The following is a 21000-nucleotide window of genomic DNA, read 5'->3' on the forward strand; positions in this document are numbered from 1 at the left end:
CTGCGGCGTTTCACCGGCGTGGTCAACGAATTCGCCCGCGGCGATGCCGGTCACCGCCGCACCCGTTACGAAGTCATCATTCAGCCCCCGTTGTGGCGCCTGGGCCTGATGCACAACAGCCGCATCTTCCAGACTCAAACTACCGACGTCATCGTGCGCACCCTGCTGGAAGAGCGGGGCATTGTCGATACCGTGTTCGATCTCAAGCGTAGTCCCGAAGAACGGGAATACTGCGTCCAGCACCGGGAAAGCGACCTGGTTTTTTTAGAACGGCTGGCGGCTGAGGAAGGCTGGCATTATCGCTACCACCACTGCTCCGTCGATGGCGAGGAACAGCCGGCCCTGATCATCGCCGACCACCACGGCGACGCCCCCAGACTCGACCCCGCCGAATACAATGGCAAGGCCGGTGGCAGTACCCGCCAGAGTGCCATCTTCCAGTTCAGTTACCGGGAGCGGATCAGGGCCGCCTCCGTAGCCATGAAGGACTACACCTTCAAAAATCCAGCCTATGCCCTGATGCACGAACAGCAGGCCGACAAACTGGATGCCCAGCGGGAAGACTACCAGCACTATGACTACCCGGGCCGCTTCAAAGCCGACGCCAGTGGCCAGCCCTTCACTGAAAGCCGTCTCGACGCCCTGAGAAACGATGCCGCCATTGCCAACGGCCAGAGCAACCGCCCCGACTTCACCGTGGGGGTCAAGGTGGAACTCAGCGACCACGACAGCCCGGCCCTGAACCGGGAATGGCTATTCACCAGCATCACCCACACCGGCGAACAGCCCCAGGCCCTGGAGGAAGAGGGGGGCAGTGGGGCCACCATCTACCACAACGCCTTCAACGCCATCCCTGCGGACCGTACCTGGCGGCCACAGATCAACCACCGCCCCTTAATGGACGGCCCCCAGATCGCCATCGTCACCGGCCCGGAAGGGGAAGAGATTCACTGCGATGAACACGGAAGAGTCAAAGTCCGATTCCCGTGGGACCGTTACAGTAAAAACGATCAACACTCCAGTGCGTGGCTGCGAGTCAGCCAGGGCTGGGCAGGTGGCCAGTATGGCTTCATTGCCTTACCGAGAATCGGCAACGAAGTCATCGTTTCTTTCCTGGATGGCGACCCGGACCAGCCCATCATTACCGGCCGGACCTATCACGCCACCAACACACCGCCGTACGCGCTGCCGGAACACAGAACCAGAACCACCCTCAAAACCCAGACCCACAAGGGCGAGGGCAGCAACGAGCTGAGGTTCGAGGACGAAGCCGACCAGGAACAGGTCTACATCCACGCCCAGAAAGACCTGGACCTGCTGACCGAGAACAGCCGCACCGAGGTGATCCGCAACGACAGCCACCTGACCGTCGACAACCACCGCAAGGCCCACATCAAGGGCAATGACCACGTCACGGTGGATGGCGAAAAGCGGGAGTCCGTCGGCGGTGACTGCAGCCAGAACATCGGCTGCACTTTCCACCAGAAATCCGGTAGAGGCATCCTCAGCGAAGCTGGCACAGAAATTCACCACAAGGCAGGCGCCAAAGTGGTGTTGGACGCGGGTGCCGAACTCACCATATCCGCCGGAGGCAGCCTGCTGAAACTGGACCCGAGTGGTGTGACGCTGGTTGGGCCGGGTATCAAGATTAATTCTGGTGGTTCGCCGGGTAAGGGGAGTGGCCAACAATCTCAGCATCCGGAAAAGCCTGAGACTCTCGGCACTCACCGTGACAAAAGCGCGAACGCTTCTGAGCTGGCGGAAACCTCGATTAGACAAAATGTCGGTCCGGAATCTCGAAGTTTGCCAAAGATCTGTAAAGAATGCTGGTTGAGAGCGCTGGATCATGGATCACTTATGGTAAGTGGAGATTAGAGGCGTGATTGAGTATGTACCCAGAGAGTGGCTTGATAGTACGGATGGGAAGCTGAACTTTTTCGTTATTGCAGAACTTGCTTTCATTGAGCCCACAGAGCGTGCGGTGACCTTGGATCAGATATCAGGAAGGATGTGGCCCCTCGTGTATGACGACAGTCAGCTACATTTGGTCAGGGAGGGGCCTTGGTTGATTCAGCTTGATTTAGATAGGCTTAAACAGGCCAGTATCAGCAGCCTGGCTGGTGCCTGCCAGGCATGGATAGCGGCGTACTCGGAGGGAGAGCACCTTAGCCGTCAATTAGCTCCGGCATTATGCTGTATTTCTCCGGAGCAAGAAATGTGTTTGCTTAGATTCTACTGCCCGGAAATTATCAAGATACTGAAAGATCAGGTGGAGTGTGCATGGTTCGATGAGCTTTTCGCCAACTTGGTTTCATGGAACTACAAGTTGGAAAATGGAGAATTTCGAACGATCTTTGAATTCCCGTTAACAACGAAATCTGACAACTCTGACGGATGGACATTGGAAGTGGATGGAGATCTGTGGCGTGAATTGGTGGGCAACCCAGAGATCGATGTGCTCATCAGCAGCCTTACCAAGGAAACGCCAGAGGTGTTTTGTGGTTTGAGTGGCGGAGTGAAGCGGCAAAGGGTGCTGGATTGTCTGAATCGAGCTGACGAACTGGGTATCGTGACCGTCGGTGATCGAAGGGTTTATGTGTATTTGGAGATGGCAGCAGGTAATGAAGAAACAGCATCCGCCGAAGTTAAGGAGCTTGCGGAACGCGCAGTTAGTATGCAGAAACCATTAGTTGAGTTACTCGACGGGCTGGTAGAACAGGGGAGTATATGATTGGTCGCTGGTTAATGAACAAGGTTCTGGATCCGTTGCCTGTATGGCTGCAATTGATACTTGTTTTAGCAGTTTTTAGTCCGATTGCGTGGAACTATACGTTTGCAGCTAAGGACGCTGCGTTTGTGTTCCACAACCATGTGGATCGCCCTATCCACGATGTAAATTTGAACGGTAAATGGATAGGTGGGGCTGCAGCTCACGATGGAAATGGGCCGGGAACCAGCGGTGGTGCAATTTGTTGTGGAAAGCTTGACTCTGGGGAAGTCGAGTTAACTTGGACCGTAAGTGTGACCCAATCACAATATGATGTCGGCCTTAGAAAGCAAAGCAAGAGATTGTTGGTTGAAATTCCTGAAAGACCAAATGATGAGCTTTATCTTCATGTGCATATTTTCGCTGATGATTCTGTGAAATTTTTCTGGAGCGAATCAACTAGATCCAATTATCAAATAGAACAAAGCAAGGATGCGTTTGTTAATGTTTTCGAGAAAAGTAATTGACTCCTGTGCGAAGTTAAGTAGGGAAAATGCTGAAAATCCGGGTTGCTTCAATGACCTTCAGCTAGGTTTTTTCTTTGACGGAATGGGCTTGGGGATTGATGGCAAAGAGGGCGTAGGGAAGCGCTCTAATATTTCCAAACTATGGTTTCTCTACCATTATGGCGTTTCCGAAGATAAATCTCAGTACTTTGATAAGTTCTATTTTTCCGGGCTCGGTGTTGCATTGGATGCAGATGCCGCCAATGGTTTTGGTGGCGCTGCCCGTCGAACGCCAGATGAGGTCGTGTCAGGGATAGATGGTCAAAAAAATGGAGCTGGAGTAGAAGCTGGCAAGCATACGATAAGTAATAGTGGTGGCCGCCCCTGGTACGAAACCTTCTCAAAAACCTTTAAGGATTCTTTTACGGATTGGAAGGGCTGGGTTAAAGAGATTCGGAACGGTGCGACTCGTGCTGGTACTGAAATATTCGAGCCAATACGTGATACCCCCGTTGCTGCCAGCTTGTTGATGTCAGGCGCGCCAACCCGGTTAGACATGGCAGAAAGATCGTTTCGCCGCAAGGTAGAGGAGGTAATGTCAGTTGAGGGACCACCATTACGTACGATTCGGATTTCCGTATTCGGGTTCGATTTTGGCGCTGCTATAGGTAAGCGGTTTATCCGGAACCTGTTGGAAAATGTATGTACCCAGTCTGCTGAAAAGTTTTTATATAACGATATCGAAGTTATTGTCGAATTTGCGGGTTTCTTTGATTGCGTTGATCGTACTCACCCGGAAATGGGACCGCTCGATTGGATGCATCCATTGACTCCGGTTCTGGACGATGGGGGAGACTTGCATCCAGCTGTTGCAACAGCTTTACATTTGGTCGCCGCCCATGAACGTCGTTTCTATCGTCGCTCACGGACCTTGGGAACATTGAATAATGACTGGAGGGAGGAACTATTCCCTGGAATCAGTCCGGATGTGGGAGGTGGTCTTGAGGATGGCAACCAGAAGCCGAGCTCAGAACTTTCCACGGTAGCCTTACATCGTATGTATAACTCAGCCTATCGGGCTGGGGTTCCGATCCCCCATATGGATGATCTTGCACAAGCCGATCGCGAAATTGCACAACAATTTGAGTTTAATCACGTCGTGGGCTCCCACACGATGTTCGGATTAGTACGTCACTATGAGCGCTTCATGAGGCAGTACCGGCATGAGTTAACGGAGGAGGCTTTCAGAGCCCATATCATGCTGTATCTGTACTGGCAGTCCCAACGATTTGCTGAGTATCGTCACGCAAAAAATATTCTTGAGGGTTCTCAGGACGAGTTACCGGGTTGGCTGCATTCGAGAGTTAGTGAGTTAGTCGCTGCGTTGGCTGATTCTGACGAGAATCGTTGGCAGACGGTCGCGCAAGAGCGCGATAGATTGGATACGGCACTGGAGGAGTTGGATGAGTCGTGGGGCTGGCTTAACCAGGTCGATGAGGAAGCAAGGGATTTGATCCGTAGATTTGAATCGGCGGACCCATCGGTTTCAAAGCATGCACGATTGGTCTTGCGCAATGAATGTTCAATGGCATATCGCTGGAGAGATTGGGTAGAGGGACAGAATCTCCCGAATGACGTGCCAGAGGCTGTGATGCTTTTGTTTAGTCATGGTATGCACGATACGGTTCCGGAAAAAATGGATTTTCGCTCCAATCAACAGGCAAACCTCTTTCATGGTTATCGGTATTTTACTGTGAGAGGCGTTGAAGTCCCCACCTAGGATTGAGCCCCACACCGCGAATCCCCATCTTCCACCACCAAATACCGAAACGGCAGATCCGGCAGCAAGGTAGTAATCAACTCCTCCAGCTGCCCGGATTGCCTCAGTTCATCCAGTCCTTCATTAAACTCCTTCAAATACCGCTCACTCTCATGCACCCGCCGGGACAGGGTCAAGTAAAGGTAATCCGACTGCAGCGGGGTAGTGTGGAAGGTGATTTTGTCGCTCAGGTTCAACTTTTTTAGCATGCCCATGCCCACGGCTGGTTCCATAGGAAACAGGTCGATACGGCCAGCAGCCAGTTTGCGGAAGTTGGCCTGGTCCGAGGTAGTGACATCAGCACTGATGGTGCCAGCGGCCACGGCTTCTTCGAATTCTTTACCGTAGTTGTAGTCTTGTGTCAGGCCGACCCGATAGCGTTCCAGGTCTTTTACTTTGTCCCAGTCAAAGTCCATGTTGGTGCGGTGGAACAGTACATAGTTGTGAGCCATGATGGCGTCGCTGAAGTGAAAATGCTTGAGCATTTCCGGGCGGCAGGTCCAGGCTACCGAGCCGTCCCACATGCCTTTCTCTGCCAACATGCGGGCTCTGGACCAGGGGAAAAAACCATAGGTCACCGGTGTGTCGTGTTTGGCAAAAGCCAGGGTCACGATGTGTGAAACGACCCCGTAGTGGGGAGGGGTGTTTTCCATGTTCGGGGGCCAGTGCCCGTTGGTGAGTCTGACACTCTGAGGTGGCTCCTCGGCTTGTAGGCCCGGGGCCAGGGCACAGGTCAGTGCCATACCCAAAAGCAGGTTGCAGGGGCGATTCACGAATCGGTTGAGCTGTCCTTGCAGTGGCATCTTTCCATCCAGGCATGGTGGTGCGGACCGGACAATGCGGTCCGGCGTGCGAGGTCACCACCGATAAGAGAGAACGTAAACATCTTATACCCAGAGAGTAACATGGAGCCGACTCTATACAGCCGTGTTGCATGGGCCAGCGTTTAATGGCCGGTTCCCCTCAGATTTTTTACGGTTTCTTCCAGTCGTTCAGCGCTTGCCTGTTCTGCCGGTATGGGCTCGCCGGCAAGCAATTCAATCCGCGACCAGAACCGGGTGGGGAAGTGCTTCAGGGCCGGCCCGCCGCAGTGGCTGAAGAAGCTGCCCCAAAGCCCCCGTAGCGCCATGGGAATCACAGGCACAGGCCTGCGCTCGAGGATAATATCGACTCCGCTACGGAAGGGGGCCACTTCACCATCGGAGGTCAGTCGTCCCTCGGGGAAGATGCAAACCACGTGGCCTGCGTCCAGCTCTTCATCAATGCGCTCGAAAGCAGCGTCATAGATCTCCGGCACCCGGTTGCGGGAACCGATGGGAATGGTTTTGGCGAGCCTGAAAATGAATCCGAGTATAGGCGTTTTGAAAATCTGGTAGTCCATCACAAACCGGACCGGTCGCCGTACCGCACCAGCGATGACCAGTGCGTCCATGTAGGTGACGTGGTTGCAGACTAACAGCACCGGACCTTCCTCGGGGATATGGTGAAGGCCTTCGTGACGAACCCGGTAGATGGTGTGGGAGAGCACCCAGACGATAAACCGGAGGGCGAATTCCGGTACCTGCTGGTAGACGAAGCCCGCCACCACCAGGTTCATGATGGACAGTACCAGGAAGAATTCGGGAATACTGAGGCCGATAACGCCCAGCATCAGGATGCCCATAACGGCACTGACCACCATGAACAGGGCGTTGAATACGTTGAGCGCCGCGATAACACGGGCCCGCCGGGCCTCCGGGGTTTCCCGTTGTACGAAGGCGTAAAGCGGCACGATGAACAGGCCACCAAAGAAGCCAATGCCCAACAGGTCAATGGCCACCTGCCGGTGCTGGCTGTCGCTGAGTATCATCCACCAATCGGTTGGAACCGGGTTGGCGGGCATGTTGAAGTAGAGATCGAGCCCGAACAGGCTGATACCCAGGGAGCCAATGGGCACAATGCCCAGTTCGATCCGATGGCCGGACAGCCGTTCACAGGCGACGGAGCCCAGAGCAATGCCTATCGTGAATATCGCCAGCAGCAGGGTGACGACGGTTTCGTCGCCCATCAGGTCGGTCTGGGCGAAGCTGGGGAACTGGGTGAGGTAAGCGGCGCCGAGGAACCAGAACCAGGAGATGGCCATGATGCACAACAGCACCGAATGGTTCTCTGCGGCCAGCCGCATCAGGTTCCAGGTTTCCCGCAGGGGCCGAAGGTGTATGGTCATTTCGGGATTGGTTGCACCGGTAACCGGTACCTGTCGCGCCGCCAGGTAGCCAATGACCGCCAGAATTACAACCCCGATGGCGGCGAGTTTCTCCGGCTGGCTGCTGCCCATTAACAGGCCAGCAGCCAGTGTGCCGACCAGAATGGCCACGAAGGTCCCCATTTCCACCAGGGCGTTTCCGCCCACCAGTTCGTCGTCCCGGAGCACCTGGGGCAGGATGGCATACTTCACCGGGCCGAAGAACGTGGATTGTACGCCCATCAAGAACAACAGCAGCAGGAGTGATTCGTACCAGCCGTGCCAGAGCCCGACGGCAGCCAGCGCCATGATGGCGATTTCCACCAGTTTTACCCAGCGGATCACCCGTGATTTTTCGTACTTGTCCGCCAGTTGGCCAGCGATGCCGGAAAACAGGAAAAAGGGCAGTATAAACAGGAAGGCTGCGATATTTACCACGACATCAATGGGCAGGCCCAGCAGGCCACCGGCGGTGTAGGTGATCAGCAACAGCAGGATGTTGCGGAACAGATTGTCGTTAAAGGCCCCTGAGAACTGCGCCAGGAAAAACGGCAGAAATCGTCGTTCGGAAAGTAGCCGGAACTGGCTGTGATCGTCCATGATATGTATCCATCATCGTTTAGTTGGCGCGGATTATTCTGCCACAAACCGGTTACTGAAACAGGGGGTCGGATGCCGGCCAGGTGTCAGGCACCACAAACAGGCGAGATGTCTCCTGCCAGTAGCCGTCAACCGGGGATTGCTCCAGTACCGCAAATAGGCGGGGAATGCCGGCTGAACGAACAACCTCGAGTGCTTCCTCGGTTTCCTGACGGTCGGGGGCCTGTTTCTGGCGCCAGGGGCCCAGCCAGTGGGGTTTGAGCAGCGGAATCCATGTTCTGGTATCTGTTTTTCCTGCATACCCCACAACGCCTGCGTTAGCCGTCTTGTCCAGATCGTCGATGTAGAGCCAGTCACCCCGTAAATGGTCTGACGGAATGTGATCGGGAGGGGGAAGTTTTTCACCCAACGGGTAAAATAGGTAGCCGGGCATGAATATACGCGGTCGGGTGGGCGTCTCTATTCCCAGTGACTCGAGAAGGATTCGGGCTTCGGGCCGCTCAGTCATCTGGCTTTGGTGGCCGATCAGTCGTTGAGATTTGATATCCAGCCGATCCTTTGCGTTGGGCCCGTACCACAGAGCCGTTTCCCGATTCGCCTCAAGGTGACCAAGGTAGAATTTCACGGCAATTTCGTGGTGTTCAACGACATTGTCGGTGGGATTGCGGACAACGAAATCCAGTTCGCCCAGGGTAATACCGTTGTTTCTGACCGGCTGGTTCTTCAACAGAATCTCCCAGCCCAGCAGGTCCTGTATCAGGCACTCGTACAGGCGCTCGAAATAGTGTCCCAGGCGTCGGGCAGGCTGCTCTGTCAGCACCGCAGGGCCAAGCCGGGGGGCTCTGTCCCAGGCCATCAATCGTTCTTCGGTATCCTCCGGAAGATATTTTTCCGGAGCAAATGCCAGGGGAGAGCTGATAAGCTGGGGGGTATGACACATCCACGCCAGATGGCGCACGGCTGGAATGCGGTAGTGAAGATGGGCTGTGGTTTCAGGACGTTGGTTCATGGTGGCAGGATAACGCAACAGGAGAAGCAATATGCAGTATCTTCACACGATGATTCGGGTCAGCAACCTGGAGCAGACCCTGCAATTTTTTTGCGACGTGCTCGGCATGGTCGAAATCAACCGAAAGAGCAGTGAGAAGGGCCGCTTCACGCTGGTGTTTCTTGCTGCCCCGGACGACGAGGCACGGGCAAGGGAAGATAAGGCTCCGATGATCGAGCTTACCTATAACTGGGACCCGGAAGAATACTCGGGTGGTCGCAACTTTGGTCACCTCGCTTACCGGGTGGATGATATCTATGCTCTGTGTGAGCACCTGCAGGCCAACGGAGTCACTATTAACCGGCCTCCCAGGGATGGTCACATGGCGTTTGTGCGTTCACCGGACGGCATTTCCATTGAGCTACTTCAGAAAGGCGAAGCGCTGGCACCCCGGGAACCCTGGTCCAGCATGGAAAATACAGGGACCTGGTAAGGCCGCCGAACCAGTGGGTACGACAAGGCCACAATGGGAAACCAGGCGGCTTTACGCTAGAATTCGCGAAACGTTCAACCAAGGATGACACATGCTTGCAGTGATTCTTTCCGGTGGCTCAGGAACCCGGTTGTGGCCGCTTTCCCGAGAAGCCTACCCGAAGCAGTTTTTGCCGGTTGTCTCCGATGACTCCCTGTTGGCAGAAACCATTGAGCGGGGGCTCATGTTGGATACCAGTGCCCGGGTAATGGCCATCACCAACGAGGACCACCGCTTTGTTGTCGCCGCCCAGCTCCATGTCCAGGCGTCCGAGCGCACAGCGGGTATCATCCTTGAGCCGGTAGGTCGTAACACGGCACCTGCGATTGCCTTGGCAGCCCTGGCCGCCGCCGAGGACAACCCGGAAGAATTACTGTTGGTAATGCCCTCGGATCATGTTCTGAAAAATCTCACAGCGTTCCGTGAAGCGGTGCAAAAGGGCGCCGATGCTGCCCGTTCCGGCAAACTGGTGACTTTTGGCATCGTCCCATCCTCGCCTCACACTGGCTATGGCTATATCAAGGCCGGTGCCAAGAAAAATGGTTACCAGGATGTTGCAGCTTTCGTCGAGAAGCCAGATGAGGCAACAGCGGAGCGTTACCTGGGTGAGGGCGATTACTTCTGGAACAGCGGCATGTTCCTGTTCAGGGCAGACCGGTACCTGCAGGAGCTGGAAACCCATCAGCCTGGGATACTGGCGGCCTGTCGCGAAGCCTGGGAACAGAGACAGGCGGATATGGATTTCACTCGCGTCGGAAAGGCTGCATTTGAAAGCTGCCCGGATGACTCCATCGATTACGCCGTGATGGAAAAGACCCATGATGCTGTAGTCGTGCCGCTGGACGCAGGATGGTCCGACGTGGGGTCGTGGTCCGCACTCTGGGAAATCCAGCCACAGGACGGACAGGGCAATGTGTGTCGTGGCGATGTCATCACCGAGGATGTCTCAGGCTCCTATATCCACTCTGAAGGGCGGTTGATCGCCGTACTCGGTGTCAGTGATCACGTTATCGTGGAAACGGATGACGTGGTACTGGTGGCGGATCGTAACCGTGTACAGGACGTCAAAAAGCTGGTGGCCAAAGTGAAGGCCCAGGGGCGCCTGGAGCACCGTTTCCATAAGAAGGTCCACCGTCCTTGGGGCACCTATGAGGGGATTGCGATGGGGGAGCGCTTCCAGGTCAAGCGGATTACCGTGAACCCCGGTGCGTCCCTGTCCCTGCAGAAGCACCATCACCGGGCGGAGCACTGGGTAGTGGTTAAAGGTACCGCTACGGTGAACAGAGGGGAAGAAACCCTGTTGTTGACGGAAGATCAGTCCACCTACATTCCGTTGGGGGTGACGCACCGGCTGACGAATCCTGGTGTCATTCCGCTTGAGCTGATTGAAGTCCAGACCGGTAGCTATCTGGGCGAAGACGACATTGTCCGCTTCGAGGACACCTATAACCGCGTTTGATCAAGTCGATTAATAAGTCCGGCTGCTCAGGATGGGCAGCCTCGAGCAAAGGAGATGCTGAATGGATGACTGGCAGGGATGCCTGAGCCCCTTGTGTCAAACCGCCCTGCAACGGGCGCGGGACCACGTGACCCATCGCGGTGGTTTTGCGATCACCGTGGAAGATTTTCTTCTAGCCCTGATTGAAGGCGAGTCGGTGGTAGCCGACTTCCTGAAGGCGCGAGGTGTCGATCTGGACGAACTGGTAAGAACCGTCCAGTGTGAACAACCCATCGTCACGGAGGTGGGTGGTGAAGGCCGCCTCTCTTCGCAACTTCTGTATTGGTTCTCTTCCGCTCGCGAAATCTCCGATGCCCCCTGGCTGGACTGGCCAGTACTGCTCTCCACGCTCGCCGTGAATGCCGAGCGACTTCAGGAGAAAGCTTATGTGTCCGTACTGGAACTGGTCGGGGAATGGCCATTGTCTGGCTGGAACGCCGGGGCAGAAACAGGGGAGGGCCCTGACAAACTCCCCGTTGTCATCAGTGACCTGAAGTGGCTGTCCCTGGCGGAGGAAGTCGCGGTTACGATGGCTGCTGCATCCGATGCACTGATCTGGATTCGTGGGGATCGGGGGACAGGGAAATCCTCCTGGCTGACATCTTTGTTACCGTGTCTGGAGAATGGATACGTGGAGTTGGACCTGCGGCGGGAATCGGAACTGGTGGCCAGTGATCTCCCTGCTGTTCCCGGTGGTCATGTGGCCCCTCGGAATTGGCCAGCGCTTATCCTCGACAATGTATCCCCGGCGGATGCCGTTATCCTGGCTGGTCGGTGGGAAAGCTTTGCTGCGCAATTGGTATTGTCGTGGCAGGGGCCACTGCTGTTGCTGGGGCCTTCTGGTCAGGAATCCACCGGAGCTGTCACGCAACTTGAGCGCTGGCTCGGACGATCCATGGATATCTTCGACATGCCTGATTGCGGATATGCCCAGAAGAAATCCGTTTTGATAGCCCACCAGCCAGCCATTGAGAAACAGTGGAATATACGTCTGTCCGATACGGTCATGAGCTACGCAGCCGGGTGCAGGAGCCGGGCAGTTGGGTCTCCGGGAGGCATGCTCCGGTGGGTTGAGAGAGCTGCCGCCAGGCTGAACCTGTATGCAAGCCGTGGCCCGGTGGATGCCATGGCGCTGGCCGGCCAGATGGACACATTACGCCGGCAATGCCTGGTGTCGCTTGCCCGCGAGGAGCCGTTGGGAGAGCTGGAAGGCAGCCTGGCGCAGCTGGAAATTGAGCGGGCGGCTGTCGAGGTGGCCTGGCATGAGCGAGAGGCTGTCGGTAATTTGCGCACCCTGACGGTGGAGGATTTGCAGCAGGAACTTGAACGTTGGGTTGCAGCCCGTCCCGGGCCGGTTCACTATGTTGTCCATTGTGATCATGATGGGGGAGAAACAACGGGTGCAGGACCTCGAAATATACATTCGTGACCTGAAGCCTCTGGCGGCTTCGCAGTGGTTATCCAGTCACCTGGATCAGCTTGAACTGGATGACCAGCAGGTCGACGCAAAGGCCATCAAGGGCCGGGCACTATACGAAGGCGTGACCGTCAATATCAGTCTGTATCCGGGGGCTTCTGGTAAGCGCTATACCTGCCTGGTGCTTGAAGGCGCGTCGCTGCCCTGGAACACAGATCTGGAGATCGCTCGCAGTGCCTGGCGCTCGATGGATACGGAAGTTCGCTGTAGCCCGGGAGAGTGGAAAGAGGGCGAGCCGGTTGAGGATGAAAAGTGGTGGCGTCTGGATGACCGTGGCGAACAACTGGTGGTCTGGAACTGAAGGGTTCCAACAAAAAGAGGCAGCCATCTGGCTGCCCCTTTTTAACATCCGGAGTGATCAGTCGCTCAGGATGGAGACGTTGTCGGCTTGCAGACCTTTATCAGCTTCAACAACGTTGAAACGAACAAGCTGACCCTGGCGCAAAACGCGACGGCCACGGCCACGAATGGCACGGAAGTGTACGAACACCTCGTCACCACTGTCGCGAACGATGAAGCCAAAACCTTTCTTCACATTAAACCACTTAACAGTACCTTCCTCATCACCTTCCGGGCTGGTGTCGTCGAAGTCGTCGTCCTCGTCATAGTTCTGGTTGGCCGGGCGGGACTGGGCAGAGCTGGAGCGCTTCGCTCCTTGCCTGGCGGCAAACGCCACGGTCAGGAAGCCGACAACGCCAAAAAGCACAACGGCGATGATGTAGGCAGTAATGCCTTGGGCGCTGCCAAGGATGAACGGCGTGTTGGTTGCCAGTTCGCTGGACTCGGATTTCGATAGAATCTGGAATACTTCCGGAGTAAAGCTGACCAACAGAAAACCGAGGATAAACGGTGACGGAATGGCGATCAGGAGAGCAACAAGGATCGCTTTGGCTGGATTACGCATTGACTGAGATTTCTCCATTACTTATTTAACGCTAACGATAAAGAGCCGGATATCGGGTAAAATCGCTTATCCGGCCGGTGATAACCGCCAAAGTGACCGAAAAAAACGGGCCTTGGCGGGCAAAAGCGGCATGATACCAGATAACGGTGAGCGCTGACCAAGCAAGTGGTCAGAGAGATACATGGATCACAAGGTTTGCGGAGAGCAATCACGACTAATGACAAATGATCTGGAAGCACGACTGGATGAGCTTGAAACCCGGCTGGCGTTTCAGGATGACCTTATCAATACCCTGAGCGAGCAGGTGGCCAGGCAGGAAATGGATATCCGGGAACTGTGGGAGGCCAAACGGCTTCTGAACAAGCAGTTGAAGGAAGTGTCACCGTCGAACATCAAGCCGGAGGACGAGGAAACCCCGCCCCCGCATTACTGATTTCATGCCAGCAGTTCGATCAGGACCTGCTCGTAGATGTCCGACAGGGTATCCAGGTCAGCCGCTTTCACGCACTCGTCCACTTTGTGGATGGTGGCGTTGATCGGGCCCAACTCAACCACTTGGGCGCCGGTAGGCGCGATGAAGCGACCATCGGAGGTGCCACCGGAAGTGGAGAGTTCGGTTTCCCGACCAGTGACCGTGCGAATGGCATTCTGGCTGGCGGAGACCAGCGCGCCACGGTCCGTCAGGAACGGACGACCGCTCAGGTGCCACTGCAGGTCGTAGTTGAAACCGAACCGGTCGAGAACCGCAACCACTCGCCCTTCCAGGCTTTCCGCCGTGTTTTCCGTGCAGTAACGGAAATTGAAGTGCACCAGGCATTCACCGGGGATGATGTTGCTGCCGGTACCGGCTTCCACCTTGGTGATCTGGAAGGTCGTAGGCGGAAAAAAGTCATTGCCGTTGTCCCAGAACTCACGAGCCAATGCATCCAGAGCAGGCGCAACTGAGTGCACAGGGTTTTCTGCCAGGTGCGGATAGGCAACATGGCCCTGAACGCCATGAACCGTCAGGTAGCCGTGCAACGAACCGCGGCGCCCGTTCTTGATGACATCCCCCACTTCATGGGTACTGGACGGTTCACCGATCAGGCACCAGTCGATCTTCTCGTTCCTGTCTTCCAGAGTTTTCACCACCTTTACCGTGCCGTCCTGGGCGGGGCCTTCCTCATCGCTGGTAATCAGCAGGGCGATGGAGCCGCGGTGATCCGGGTGGGTTGCCACGAAGCGTTCGCAGGCTGTTATGAACGCCGCCAGACTGCCCTTCATGTCTGCGGCCCCGCGGCCGTAGAGGTAGCCGTCCTGTATGACCGGCTCAAAGGGTGGGTGGGCCCAGTTCTTCTCGGGACCGGTGGGGACGACATCGGTATGGCCGGCGAAGGCCAGTACCGGCCCCTCTGAGCCCTTCCGGGCCCAGAGGTTGTCGGTGTCGCCAAACCGGAGTGATTCGCCCTCAAAGCCGAGTGCGGACAGCCGGGACATCATCAGGTCCTGGCAGCCGGCATCATCCGGTGTGACGGATTGCCGGCGAATCAGGTCGATGGCCAGATCGAGCGTTGGGGAATTAGTTGTTTGCATGCAGTTCTTCGTTCAGCTCGATCGCGGTTTTGTTGGACTTGCACTCCACGGCGCCGGTCTGGCTGTTGCGACGGAACAGCAGATCAGGCTGATTGGCCAGATCGCGGGCCTTGATCACTTCTACAAGCTCGTTGTTGTCATCCAGTAGTGCCACCTTGGTACCGGCGGTGATGTACAGGCCGGCTTCCACCTTGCAGCGGTCACCCAGCGGAATGCCGATGCCGGAATTGGCACCAATCAGGCAGTTCTCGCCCACGGAAATGATGATGTTGCCACCACCGGACAGGGTGCCCATGGTGGAGCAGCCGCCACCCAGATCCGAGCCCTGGCCAACCATGACGCCGGCAGAGATGCGGCCTTCGATCATGCTGGTGCCTTCGGTGCCGGCGTTGAAGTTGATGAAACCTTCGTGCATGACGGTGGTGCCTTCGCCCACATAGGCGCCCAGGCGAACCCGTGCGGTGTCAGCGATACGCACGCCTTTGGGAACCACGTAATCGGTCATCTGCGGGAATTTGTCCACGGACTTCACTTCGAGGATGCGATCCTCCAGGCGGGCTTTCAGCTGGCGCTCAGGTAATTCGTTCAGGTCGATCGCGCCTTCGTTGGTCCATGCCAGGTTTGGCAGCAGACCAAAGATGCCGTCCAGTTTCACACCATGGGGTTTGGCCATGCGGTGAGAGATCAGGTGCAGCTTCAGGTATACCTCTGGCGTGCTGGAAGCCGTGTCATCGGTTTCAAGGATGGTGACCACTACCGGACGAGTACTTTTGGAAGCTTTCTCAGCCAGGCTCGCCTGATCGGTGTTCCCCACCTGACGCAGTGCCTCGGAAAGCGCATTCAGATCATCGCCGGTGACCTGAAGCGCCTGATTTCCGCCCGTGTAACCGAGCGAGTTGCCCGCCACTTCTATCAGGCTGTTATCGGGTGTCATCACCGGCTGCTGATAAAATACTTCCAGCCATTCGCCCTGGTTGTTTTGGGTGCCGATACCGATACCGAATGCAAAACTCATCAGGTGGTTGCTCCTATTGTCTCAGATTCATTCTGTGGAAAAACGGGTGGCCCATTCGTCGGCACTGAAGCCTACGCTGACATTCCCTTCATGCTCGACCACGGGTCGTTTGATGATGGACGGGTTCTCTAACATGATGTCATGGGCGGACTGGGCATCAATGGTATCACGAACGTCTTCGGGAAGTTTGCGCCAGGTCGTTCCCCGTCGGTTCAGCAGGGTTTCCCAGCCGACAGACTGTTCCAGGCGTGAGAGCAGGGCGCCATCCAGCCCGTCTTTCCTGAAGTCGTGAAATTCGTAGGGGACGCCTTGTTCATCCAGCCATTTGCGGGCTTTCTTGACCGTATCGCAGTTCTTGATGCCGTAAATCTTCATGCCTTGTTTGCCTTTACAAATTCTGCGATGCGTTTCGCAGCTTCAATACACTCTTCCAGCGGCGCGACCAGCGCCATGCGGACCCGGTTTTCGCCGGGGTTGTGGCCATCCACAGTTCGGGACAGGTAGCGCCCCGGCAGCACATGGACGTTCTGCTGGGCGGAAAGCTCCCGCGCGAAGGTCTCGTCATCCATTGGGGTTTCGGGCCAGAGGTAGAACCCGGCGTCAGGATAGTCAACGGACATGACTTCCCGCAGGATGGGCACCACGGCTTCGAACTTGGCGCGGTAGGCGGCACGGTTCTCCCGCACGTGATCCTCGTCCTGCCAGGCGGTAATGCTGGCCAGCTGATTGTGGATGGGCATGGCGCAGCCGTGATAGGTGCGGTATTTCAGGTACCCTTTCAGGATATCGGCGTCACCTGCCACAAAGCCTGAGCGCAGTCCGGGCAGGTTGCTTCGTTTTGACAGGCTGTGGAAGACCACGCAGCGGGAAAAATCGTCTCGACCGATGGCCGCGCAGGTCTGCAGCAGGCCTTCCGGCGGCTGAGATTCGTCTGGGTAGAGCTCGGAGTAGCACTCGTCGGAGGCAACGATGAAGTTATAGCGGTCCGCGAGTTCGATCACTTTAATGAGTGTTTCTCGGGGAATGACGGCGCCACTGGGGTTGCCCGGTGAGCAGAGGAACAGTATCTGGCAGTTTTGCCAGACGTCATCGGGAACCTGATCGAAATCCGGGATAAAGCCGTTGCTGCCGTCGCAGGGCAAGTAAACGGGCGTCGCGCCTGAAAGAAAGGCGGCGCCCTCGTAGACCTGGTAAAACGGATTGGGGCTGACCACGGTGCCGTGTTTGCTGGCGTCTACCACGGCCTGAACCAGAGAAAAAATACCCTCACGGGTACCATTGACCGGGACAACGTGGTCGCTGGCGGACAGGCTGCCGGGCTTCAGGTCAAAGCGGCGTGTCGCCCATTGGCTGATGGCTTGTCGCAGTTCGTCGGTTCCCCGGGTGGTGGGGTAATTGGCCAGCTTATCCAGATTGTCTGCGATGACCTGTTTGACGAAGGCCGGTGACGGATGTTTGGGTTCGCCAATGCCCAGTGAAATAGGCGCCAGATGCTCGGGTACGGAAATGCCCGCCTTCAGTTTGGCCAGCTTCTCAAACGGGTAAGGGTGTAATCGGTCCAGATTGGGATTCATTGAGTGTCGTCCAGCATTTTACGAAGGTCTTCCTGCAGGGCCTGACAGACGGCAGGATCGCTGATTTGCTCACCCTGCTCGTCGGTAACGAAGAAGGCATCTTCCACGCGCTCCCCCAGGGTGGCGATTTTAGCGTTGGTCAGCCTGACGCGATGCTCAAGCAGAACCTGGCCAACCCTTGCCAACAGCCCGGGTCTGTCCGGAGTGATGACCTCAATCACTGTGCGCTGATTGATGGTGTCGTTGGACAGGGTGACTTCGGTAGGAAAGGCGAAGTGCTTGAGTTGCCTGGGGGTACGGCGATGAATGATGTCAGGGTAGTCTTCAGGGTCGTCCAGTTCCTCGATCAGCCGTTGACGTACGCGGTTCTTGCGGGCCGGGTCAATGCCCAGGGGCTGGCCTTTTTCATCCAGCACCACGTACGAACTGATGGAGTAGGGGCTCTCGCTGGAACTGATCCGTGCGTCAACGATGTTGAGGTTGAGCTGTTCCAGCACCGCGGTGGTCGCGGCAAACAGCGCGACCCGGTCACGCATGTAGATGATGATCTGGGAATAACCATCGGTGGGGCCGCCACGGGTATCACGAATCAGCACCAGTGGGTCGGGATTGTCGCCGTGGCGAATGATGGCCGCGGTCTGCCAGGCGATATCCACGGTGGAGTCCTGGAGGAAATAGTCCTCGTCCAGGGTGTCCCAGATACTGTCGATCTGCTCGTCAGTCATGTTCTGGGCATGCAGGATTTCCCGGGCTTCGGACTGTGTTGCCCGCACCCACTCCTGGCGATCCACCGGGGTTTCCGTGCCCCGGCGCAGCGCTCGTTTGGTTTCGATGTAAAGTTGGCGCAAAAGCGACGCCCGCCAGGTATTCCAGAGCTTGGGGTTGGTGGCACTGATATCGCAAACCGTGAGGACGTACAGGTAATCCAGATGCGCCTGACTCGGAACCGATTGTGCGAAGGCGTGGATGATGTCCGGATCGGAAATGTCCTTGCGCTGGGCGGTCATGGACATCAGCAGGTGATTCTCCACCAGCCAGGAGACCAGTTGGGTGTCACGCTCACTGAGATGGTGGCGCTGGCAAAAATCTTCCGCGTCGATGGCCCCCAGTTCCGAATGGTCACCACCGCGACCTTTCGCGACATCGTGATAGAGGCCGGCGATAAACAGGGTTTCCAGTTTAGGCAGGCGATGTATCAGCCGGGAAGCCAGCGGATACTCTGTGCGCGCCTCCGGACTGGTCAGCCGGGCCATGTTGCGGATGACCCTCATGGTATGGGCATCCACGGTGTAAATGTGGAACAGGTCGTGCTGCATCTGACCGATGATCTGGCCAAATTCCGGCAGGTAACGACCCAGTACGTTGTACTTCTTCATGGCGGACAGGGTCTGGTCCAGCTCGTGAGGCGTCCTCAACAACTCCATGAACAGTGAAGTCACCGCCAAGTCAGAGCGGAAAGCATCATCAATCAGGTGACGGTGCGCCCGCAGGGAACGAATGGTGGTCGCCCGTATGCCCTTGATTTCCGGGTGCTGGGCCATCAGCACGAAGATCTCCATGATGGAGTAGGGGGCGTAGGCGAAAACCTGATTGTTCACTGCTTCGATGTAGCGGTTGCGAATCTGGAAGCGTTTGTTAAGGGGCTGTATGTCATCGGCATCGCCGGCGCCGAGAATCGCTTCGTCATAATATTGCAGGATAACGTCAGCCAGTTCCGCCAGGGCCAGTACGGTGCGGTAGTACGACTGCATCATCAGCTCGACGCCCAGTCGCTTGCCTTCATCCTTATATCCCAGCATCTCCGCCAGGGCGCGCTGATGGTCAAACAGCAGGCGGTTTTCATTGCGGTCGGCAATCAGTTGCAGGCCAAAACGCAGGCGCCACAGGAACGTTTCGCCCTGGAACAGGATCTGGTGTTCTTCCTCGGTCAGGATGCTGAAGCGAGTCAGGTCCGCAATGTTCTGCAGGCCGAAATGGCGTTTGGTGATCCAGCCAATGGTCTGTATATCTCGAAGGGCACCCGGTGAACCCTTGACGTTGGGTTCCAGGTTGTACTCAGTATCGCCGTATTTCTTGTGGCGTTGCTGCTGTTCCTCCCGTTTGGCGATGAAATACTCACGATCGGAGCTGACGTCATCGGCATAAACCTGCTCACTGAGGATTTCCCGTAGCTCATCAGGGCCGGCGATGGTTCGGGTTTCAAGCAGGTTGGTGAGGATGGTGATATCTTCCCGGGCAGCGGCCTTGCTCTCCTCGATGCTGCGAACACTGTGGCCAATGTCCAGTTTCAGGTCCCAGAGCAAGGTGATAAAAGCACCCAGGTCTTCCTGCCATTCCTTACGGATGCCGTTGCGGGTCAGTATCAGCAGATCAATGTCTGAGTGGGGGTGGAGCTCGCCGCGACCGTAACCACCGACGGCAACCAGCGATATGTCGGTGGATGTCGAAAACGGGTAGCGATTCCAGATCAACCGCAGAGTGGTATCCACAGTGTCGGCCCGGGAATGCACGAGGGCCCTGACATCCGCTCCCTGGCGGAATGCTTCCGCATCCGCATTGTACCGTTCCCGCAGTAACTCGCGTGCGGCGACTACGGGAGAAATGTCGTTGCTGATGCGGGATTCCAGCTCGCTTAGGTCCACTTAGATAGACTCTTCCGTACGTTTTGTCAGGACTTCGCAGCCGTCGGCCGTCACCAGAAGGGTGTGTTCCCACTGGGCCGATAGTTTGTGGTCTTTGGTCACGACGGTCCAGCCGTCCGGCAACAGTTTCGTGTGGTACTTGCCCTGGTTGATCATCGGCTCGATGGTGAAGGTCATACCTTCCTGCAGTTCCAGGCCAGTGCCCGGCTTGCCGTAATGCATCACCTGGGGCTCTTCATGGAACACTTTGCCGATGCCGTGACCGCAGTAATCCCGAACCACCGAGTAGCGGTGCTTTTCTGCGTGCTGCTGGATCACATGGCCGATATCGCCCAGGCGGGTGCCCGGCTTAACCAGTTCTATGCCTTTATATAGGCATTCCTGGGTTATGTTGATCAGGCGTTCGGTACCGGGCTTGGGTTTGCCAACGATAAACATCTTGCTGGTGTCACCGTGGTACTCGTCCTTTATAACGGTCACATCGATGTTCAGGATGTCCCCGTCCTTAAGTACCTTTTTCTCGGAGGGGATGCCGTGGCAGATAACGTGATTGACAGAAGTGCAGATCGACTTCGGAAATCCCTTGTAATTCAGGGGGGCCGGGATCGCCTTTTGCTCATTCACAATATAGTCGTGACAGATGCGGTCCAGTTCTTCGGTGGTGACGCCGGGTTTGACGTGCTCCCCGATCATCTCAAGAACTTCTGCAGCCAGGCGGCCTGCGACGCGCATCTTCTCGATTTCTTCCGGAGTTTTGATCGATACCTGCATTGGGGTTCCCGTTGATGTGTATCAAAACGGCATTTTAAGGGGGAGAGGGGCTGGGTACAAGGAAGGTTGATGGCAAAAATAATGGCGTGGCGCAGCCGATTTATGGTATAAACGCGCCCGCTGGAAACAAATCCGGCAAATTCACACACGTGTCGACACGTTGTCCCAGGG

General features: G+C 56.3%; 19 protein-coding genes. 9 read left to right on the plus strand and 10 right to left on the minus strand.

The window, feature by feature from the left end; genetic code table 11:
* From MARLIPOL_RS16915 to MARLIPOL_RS16930, 4 genes are all read left to right on the plus strand, one after another.
* On the plus strand, positions 1-1875 hold a 1875-nt coding region (locus MARLIPOL_RS16915; protein ID WP_082446224.1), incomplete at its 5' end, for a type VI secretion system Vgr family protein.
* 4 nt (positions 1876-1879) lie between these two features.
* Positions 1880-2731, plus strand: coding sequence for a DUF4123 domain-containing protein (locus tag MARLIPOL_RS16920; RefSeq protein WP_145768817.1), 852 nt, complete (start codon positions 1880-1882; stop codon positions 2729-2731).
* Positions 2728-3234 (plus strand): DUF3304 domain-containing protein, encoded by a 507-nt coding sequence (locus tag MARLIPOL_RS16925; protein ID WP_012139544.1) that lies wholly within the window; start codon positions 2728-2730, stop codon positions 3232-3234. Before MARLIPOL_RS16920 ends, MARLIPOL_RS16925 begins: the two co-directional genes overlap by 4 nt.
* Complete coding sequence (locus MARLIPOL_RS16930; protein ID WP_012139545.1) at positions 3212-4993, plus strand: phospholipase effector Tle1 domain-containing protein; 1782 nt, start codon at positions 3212-3214, stop codon at positions 4991-4993. The genes MARLIPOL_RS16925 and MARLIPOL_RS16930 overlap by 23 nt, the downstream gene beginning before the upstream one ends.
* On the opposite strand, the gene MARLIPOL_RS16935 is transcribed toward MARLIPOL_RS16930, so the two are convergent.
* The 3 genes from MARLIPOL_RS16935 to MARLIPOL_RS16945 form a co-directional block, all read right to left on the minus strand.
* Positions 4990-5835, minus strand: coding sequence for a substrate-binding periplasmic protein (locus MARLIPOL_RS16935; protein WP_012139546.1), 846 nt, complete (start codon positions 5833-5835; stop codon positions 4990-4992). The two genes, MARLIPOL_RS16930 and MARLIPOL_RS16935, sit on opposite strands and share 4 nt — an antisense overlap.
* A gap of 143 nt (positions 5836-5978) precedes the next feature.
* Entirely contained in the window at positions 5979-7856 is a 1878-nt protein-coding gene (locus MARLIPOL_RS16940; protein WP_012139547.1) for an MFS transporter, read from the minus strand.
* A 52-nt stretch (positions 7857-7908) separates the two neighbouring features.
* Positions 7909-8865, minus strand: a complete 957-nt coding sequence (locus MARLIPOL_RS16945; protein ID WP_051123178.1) for a DUF1853 family protein — start codon at positions 8863-8865, stop codon at positions 7909-7911.
* 31 nt (positions 8866-8896) lie between these two features.
* Between MARLIPOL_RS16945 and gloA the strand changes: the two genes are divergently transcribed.
* The 4 genes from gloA (at position 8897) to MARLIPOL_RS16965 (ending at position 12652) form a co-directional block, all read left to right on the plus strand.
* The gene (gloA, locus tag MARLIPOL_RS16950) at positions 8897-9337 is read left to right on the plus strand and encodes a lactoylglutathione lyase (RefSeq protein ID WP_012139549.1); all 441 of its coding nucleotides are present in this window, start codon (positions 8897-8899) and stop codon (positions 9335-9337) included.
* A gap of 91 nt (positions 9338-9428) precedes the next feature.
* On the plus strand, positions 9429-10835 hold the full coding sequence (locus tag MARLIPOL_RS16955) for a mannose-1-phosphate guanylyltransferase/mannose-6-phosphate isomerase (protein WP_012139550.1): 1407 nt from the start codon (positions 9429-9431) through the stop codon (positions 10833-10835).
* A gap of 61 nt (positions 10836-10896) precedes the next feature.
* A complete protein-coding gene (locus tag MARLIPOL_RS16960; protein WP_012139551.1) occupies positions 10897-12303 on the plus strand; it encodes a hypothetical protein in 1407 nt (468 codons plus the stop codon).
* A complete protein-coding gene (locus tag MARLIPOL_RS16965; protein ID WP_012139552.1) occupies positions 12275-12652 on the plus strand; it encodes a hypothetical protein in 378 nt (125 codons plus the stop codon). Before MARLIPOL_RS16960 ends, MARLIPOL_RS16965 begins: the two co-directional genes overlap by 29 nt.
* A gap of 57 nt (positions 12653-12709) precedes the next feature.
* Here the strand turns inward: MARLIPOL_RS16965 and MARLIPOL_RS18945 are convergent, their stop codons facing one another.
* The gene (locus tag MARLIPOL_RS18945; protein ID WP_012139553.1) at positions 12710-13255 is read right to left on the minus strand and encodes a cold-shock protein; all 546 of its coding nucleotides are present in this window, start codon (positions 13253-13255) and stop codon (positions 12710-12712) included.
* A gap of 217 nt (positions 13256-13472) precedes the next feature.
* Between MARLIPOL_RS18945 and MARLIPOL_RS16975 the strand changes: the two genes are divergently transcribed.
* Entirely contained in the window at positions 13473-13688 is a 216-nt protein-coding gene (locus tag MARLIPOL_RS16975; protein ID WP_012139554.1) for a SlyX family protein, read from the plus strand.
* A 2-nt stretch (positions 13689-13690) separates the two neighbouring features.
* On the opposite strand, the gene dapE is transcribed toward MARLIPOL_RS16975, so the two are convergent.
* Genes dapE through map form a run of 6 tightly spaced genes read right to left on the minus strand, consistent with a single transcriptional unit; the run spans position 13691 to position 20829 of the window.
* Positions 13691-14827 carry a succinyl-diaminopimelate desuccinylase gene (gene dapE, locus MARLIPOL_RS16980; RefSeq protein WP_012139555.1) on the minus strand — a complete coding sequence of 379 codons (1137 nt, stop codon included), beginning with the start codon at positions 14825-14827 and terminating at the stop codon, positions 13691-13693.
* The gene (dapD, locus tag MARLIPOL_RS16985) at positions 14814-15842 is read right to left on the minus strand and encodes a 2,3,4,5-tetrahydropyridine-2,6-dicarboxylate N-succinyltransferase (RefSeq protein WP_012139556.1); all 1029 of its coding nucleotides are present in this window, start codon (positions 15840-15842) and stop codon (positions 14814-14816) included. Before dapD ends, dapE begins: the two co-directional genes overlap by 14 nt.
* Positions 15843-15869: 27 nt before the next feature.
* Positions 15870-16217: an ArsC family reductase gene (locus MARLIPOL_RS16990; protein WP_012139557.1), complete on the minus strand. Its 348-nt coding sequence runs from the start codon at positions 16215-16217 to the stop codon at positions 15870-15872.
* The gene (gene dapC / locus MARLIPOL_RS16995; protein ID WP_012139558.1) at positions 16214-17416 is read right to left on the minus strand and encodes a succinyldiaminopimelate transaminase; all 1203 of its coding nucleotides are present in this window, start codon (positions 17414-17416) and stop codon (positions 16214-16216) included. Before dapC ends, MARLIPOL_RS16990 begins: the two co-directional genes overlap by 4 nt.
* The gene (locus MARLIPOL_RS17000) at positions 17413-20058 is read right to left on the minus strand and encodes a [protein-PII] uridylyltransferase (RefSeq protein ID WP_012139559.1); all 2646 of its coding nucleotides are present in this window, start codon (positions 20056-20058) and stop codon (positions 17413-17415) included. The genes dapC and MARLIPOL_RS17000 overlap by 4 nt, the downstream gene beginning before the upstream one ends.
* The gene (map, locus tag MARLIPOL_RS17005) at positions 20059-20829 is read right to left on the minus strand and encodes a type I methionyl aminopeptidase (RefSeq protein WP_012139561.1); all 771 of its coding nucleotides are present in this window, start codon (positions 20827-20829) and stop codon (positions 20059-20061) included.
* Positions 20830-21000 lie beyond the last annotated feature (171 nt).

Origin of the sequence: Marinobacter lipolyticus SM19 (genome assembly GCF_000397065.2) — a bacterium.
GTDB classification, from domain to species: domain Bacteria; phylum Pseudomonadota; class Gammaproteobacteria; order Pseudomonadales; family Oleiphilaceae; genus Marinobacter; species Marinobacter lipolyticus.

What these genes read in the sequence shown, in the direction of transcription:
- MARLIPOL_RS16925 (WP_012139544.1), top strand. Translation starts at nt 2,728, where the DNA reads ATGATTGGTCGCTGGTTAATGAACAAGGTTCTGGATCCGTTGCCTGTA.
- MARLIPOL_RS16945 (WP_051123178.1), bottom strand. Translation starts at nt 8,865, where the DNA reads ATGAACCAACGTCCTGAAACCACAGCCCATCTTCACTACCGCATTCCA.
- MARLIPOL_RS16940 (WP_012139547.1), bottom strand. Translation starts at nt 7,856, where the DNA reads ATGGACGATCACAGCCAGTTCCGGCTACTTTCCGAACGACGATTTCTG.
- dapC (WP_012139558.1), bottom strand. Translation starts at nt 17,416, where the DNA reads ATGAATCCCAATCTGGACCGATTACACCCTTACCCGTTTGAGAAGCTG.
- MARLIPOL_RS16935 (WP_012139546.1), bottom strand. Translation starts at nt 5,835, where the DNA reads ATGCCACTGCAAGGACAGCTCAACCGATTCGTGAATCGCCCCTGCAAC.
- map (WP_012139561.1), bottom strand. Translation starts at nt 20,829, where the DNA reads ATGCAGGTATCGATCAAAACTCCGGAAGAAATCGAGAAGATGCGCGTC.
- MARLIPOL_RS18945 (WP_012139553.1), bottom strand. Translation starts at nt 13,255, where the DNA reads ATGCGTAATCCAGCCAAAGCGATCCTTGTTGCTCTCCTGATCGCCATT.
- dapE (WP_012139555.1), bottom strand. Translation starts at nt 14,827, where the DNA reads ATGCAAACAACTAATTCCCCAACGCTCGATCTGGCCATCGACCTGATT.
- gloA (WP_012139549.1), top strand. Translation starts at nt 8,897, where the DNA reads ATGCAGTATCTTCACACGATGATTCGGGTCAGCAACCTGGAGCAGACC.
- MARLIPOL_RS16960 (WP_012139551.1), top strand. Translation starts at nt 10,897, where the DNA reads ATGGATGACTGGCAGGGATGCCTGAGCCCCTTGTGTCAAACCGCCCTG.
- MARLIPOL_RS16975 (WP_012139554.1), top strand. Translation starts at nt 13,473, where the DNA reads ATGACAAATGATCTGGAAGCACGACTGGATGAGCTTGAAACCCGGCTG.
- dapD (WP_012139556.1), bottom strand. Translation starts at nt 15,842, where the DNA reads ATGAGTTTTGCATTCGGTATCGGTATCGGCACCCAAAACAACCAGGGC.
- MARLIPOL_RS16990 (WP_012139557.1), bottom strand. Translation starts at nt 16,217, where the DNA reads ATGAAGATTTACGGCATCAAGAACTGCGATACGGTCAAGAAAGCCCGC.
- MARLIPOL_RS16955 (WP_012139550.1), top strand. Translation starts at nt 9,429, where the DNA reads ATGCTTGCAGTGATTCTTTCCGGTGGCTCAGGAACCCGGTTGTGGCCG.
- MARLIPOL_RS16930 (WP_012139545.1), top strand. Translation starts at nt 3,212, where the DNA reads ATGTTTTCGAGAAAAGTAATTGACTCCTGTGCGAAGTTAAGTAGGGAA.